We start from the raw sequence: 3689 nt of genomic DNA, 5'->3' as shown, positions 1-3689 counted from the left end.
AATTTACCCACCCCCAAACCCCCTCCGCAAGGGAGGGGGCTTCATTTAATGCCACTTCGCAAAAGCCTTTCAACCTAGCCAAAGTCCTTTACCACTCCACAAAGGATAGTGCTGCCTTAAAACGAAAGGACAAATTCGCCCTTTTAAACGACATAGCCCAAAATGGCTTAAATTCAGTAAAATGGCAAGAACTCACACATGATGAGCCTTATTTTTGGTTTGTTCCCAAAAGCTTTGAAAATGCTGAGTATGAGGACTTTTGGGCTTTGGCTGCAAATAAGGCTATGGGAGAAAGCAAGGCGATTTTTGAGAATTTTAGTAGTGGAATTCAAACAAAAAGAGATGAAACGACAATTCAATTCACAAAGAAGCAAATGCAAGGCGTTTTGCAAGATTTTGCGATACTAGATAAAACTGCCCTTGCGAGTAAATATAACATTCACGATTCACGAGATTGGCAGATTGAAAGAGCAAAAGCTGAGGTTATCAGCACCTTAAAAAGCCCCCCTCCCTTGCGGAGGGGGGTTTGGGGGGTGGGTGAAAAAACCCAAAATTCACAAAAAAATTCACAAAATTCATTGAATTTAAATGAAAATTCACAAGGTTTGCAAAATGATAATTTTGCTAACGCAAAATTTACCCACCCCCAAACCCCCTCCGCAAGGGAGGGGGCTTCATTTAATGCCACTTCGCAAAAGCCTTTCAACCTAGCCAAAGTCCTTTACCACTCCACAAAGGATAGTGCTGCCTTAAAACGAAAGGACAAATTCGCCCTTTTAAACGACATAGCCCAAAATGGCTTAAATTCAGTAAAATGGCAAGAACTCACACTTGATGAGCCTTATTTTTGGTTTGTTCCCAAAAGCTTTGAAAATGCTGAGTATGAGAACTTTTGGGCTTTGGCTGCAAATAAGGCTATGGGAGAAAGCAAGGCGATTTTTGAGAATTTTAGTAGTGGAATTCAAACAAAAAGAGATGAAACGACAATTCAATTCACAAAGAAGCAAATGCAAGGCGTTTTGCAAGATTTTGCGATACTAGATAAAACTGCCCTTGCGAGTAAATATAACATTCACGATTCACGAGATTGGCAGATTGAAAGAGCAAAAGCTGAGGTTATCAGCACCTTAAAAAGCCCCCCTCCCTTGCGGAGGGGGGTTTGGGGGGTGGGTGAAAAAACCCAAAATTCACAAAAAAATTCACAAAATTCATTGAATTTAAATGAAAATTCACAAGGTTTGCAAAATGATAATTTTGCTAACGCAAAATTTACCCACCCCCAAACCCCCTCCGCAAGGGAGGGGGCTTATAATGCCACTTTGCAAGGTGCTTTACAAGGCGAACAAGAAACTTTCAATATAACAATCACACAAATTGCCTACCGCCCTTTTGACACTCGCTACACATTTACAAGTGGTAAAACAAAGGGATTTTTAAGGCGTTCGTGCTATGAAACAATGCAACACTTCGTAAAGGGCGAAAATTTAGGATTATGCTTTCCAAAAACCTGCTTAAATTCACATTTTGATTATGGTTTGATTATAAATACCCTTGCTGATAGAGCATTAGGCGGTGCAAAAACAGGCTCTGAAACCTACATATCCCCCCTTTATCGTTATGATGAAATAATGGGCGATAAAGAAGGTGAGGTAAGCAAAATCGAAAAAATCCCAAATTTCACCTCTGAATTTAGCGAGTTTAAAGAAAAAAGCAAGCTGCTATAAAGATAAGACATCTGAGCAAATCCTAGCCTTTATCTACGCAAACTTATACAACCCCACTTACCGCAAAAACTTTTTAGAATACCTTAAAATCGGCTTTCCACGCGTGAATTTTGAAGTAAGCGAAAAGGAATTTGAAAGCTTTGAAAAACTCGGACAAAGGCTCATAGACTTGCATTTGCTTAAAAACATCCCAAAAGATGAAAGCATAAAGCTTGAATTTAGCCAAGAAGCAAACAAGGCAAATCCGAGCTTTGTGCTTGAAAAGCTAAGTGAAAAGGCAAGATTTGTAAATGGTAAAATCATCTTAAATAAGCACTTGCAAATTGCGGACATTGATGAGAATGTGTGGGGCTACACCGTGGGTGGCTATCAGGTGCTAAAACAGTGGCTAAAATACCGAGTAAATAAAACTTTAAGCAAGGACGAGCTTGAACACCTTGTAAATATCTGCAAGATAATAAAACAAAGTTTAATTTTGCAAAACAAGCCTGAAAGGCTTAGTGAGAATTTAACTAAGCCTTGAATTTATAGTGACTTTTAGTGAGCTTTGCGGGGTTTGCTTGAATTTATGGGACTTTTGAGTTTTGTTTGAACTTCTTAGCTGTTTTGCTTAAATTACGCGGAGCCTTTTACTTCGTGCTGTGTGCTGACACATTTTGCTAGGTAAAAATCACTACTTCACAGCCACTACGCAGCTTTTTCAAAAAGCACTTATAATGACGGTTATTTGTCACACTTAGGCAAAGCCGAAGTATCTCAACTTGTGTTTTGTCATACTGATAGAATGCGAAGTATCTCAGAGCTGAAGGGATTTTTGCTCGGGCTATGTCTTGTAAGTTGCTTGGTCGCTAGACTAAAAATGACAAAATTCTTGTCATACTTAGGCAAAGCCGAAGTATTACAAAATAAGGCACAGTTTGTCATACCAAGCGAAGTATCCACGAATTTTTAGATCTTTTTGCCATGGCTGAATGAAACTTAACAGAATTTTCTCTTAAATTTTAATAAATTTTGATGAGGGTTGTATCCTAAATTTTTCGTCTTAATTCTGTTTCTTTTAAGCGAAAGATAAAATTGTCTTTTTTAGCCATTAAATTTAGCTAAATAAACTAATAAAGCCTTTTTTAAAAGCCTTGAAATTTAAGTTGAAGGCTTTTTTAAAGCTCTTGTAAGGGCTTTAAAAAATGTTTAAAAGAGCTTTAAATTCAAAATAAGCCCCTCAAAGAACTTTTATTAATTTAAATTTACGCTAAATTTAAGCCTTTAAGCTTTTTTCAAACATTGTCAACTCAAATTCAACTATTCTTAAATCCTTAACTTTCTTTTTAATTTCTTTCAAGCTTTCAAACTCTTTCACTTTTTTTAAATTCACCTTAAAGCCTACTCTTGAAATTCAAAAGCCTTTCAAGTCTTAAAGTTCTTTAAATTAAACCTTCAAATTCAAATGAATTTAGGGTATAATTTATAGTCTTTAAAAAATTTTTTAAAAGACTTTAAAAGGCTTTTAAATGTTTTTAAACAAGATAAATTCAAGGCAAAGAATTTTAAATAGAGTTAAACAAAGCAAATTTAAAGCAAACAAGTAAGACAAATAAATTCAAGCAAAGTTAAAACAAAATCAAAACAAAATTCAAACAGCACAAAGCTAAAAGGATAAAAATGAAAGCAGCTCACTCATCCCTAATCACCTCAAAACACTCCTTTATCATCACAAAAGCCTACATAAAAGAGGGGCTAGAAGAGCTTCTTGTATGCGAATGCGAGGGCTTTTATGAGAGTATGCAAGCTGAGTTTTTAGGCTTTGAAGGCTTGAATTCTAACTCAACAGCCAAGGCTAACCCCCTTTATAACAGTCTTAATGGCTTAAACCCCCTTTATAACAATCCTAATGGCCTAAACCCCCTCGATAGCAATCTTAAGGCCTTAAACCCCCTTGATAACAGCCTTAATGCCTTTAACCCTATT

At 36.5% G+C, this 3689-nt stretch carries 3 protein-coding genes and 1 pseudogene; all 4 read left to right on the top strand.

What is annotated here, in order from left to right:
• On the top strand, nt 1-1724 hold a 1724-nt coding region (locus tag DMC01_RS13945), incomplete at its 5' end, for a type ISP restriction/modification enzyme (protein WP_345788972.1).
• Complete coding sequence (locus tag DMC01_RS12105) at nt 1675-2247, top strand: type ISP restriction/modification enzyme (protein ID WP_185908931.1); 573 nt, start codon at nt 1675-1677, stop codon at nt 2245-2247. The genes DMC01_RS13945 and DMC01_RS12105, both read left to right, overlap by 50 nt.
• Nucleotides 2248-2451: 204 nt before the next feature.
• On the top strand, nt 2452-2676 hold the full coding sequence (locus tag DMC01_RS12100) for a hypothetical protein (RefSeq protein WP_142694442.1): 225 nt from the start codon (nt 2452-2454) through the stop codon (nt 2674-2676).
• A 707-nt stretch (nt 2677-3383) separates the two neighbouring features.
• Nucleotides 3384-3689, top strand: a pseudogene (locus tag DMC01_RS12095) (hypothetical protein); the annotation flags it as partial.

Origin of the sequence: Campylobacter troglodytis (assembly GCF_006864425.1) — a bacterium.
Lineage (GTDB): Bacteria > Campylobacterota > Campylobacteria > Campylobacterales > Campylobacteraceae > Campylobacter_D > Campylobacter_D troglodytis.
The sequence above is the reverse complement of the archived record's forward strand: the minus strand, read 5'-3'. Positions and strand labels throughout refer to the sequence as shown.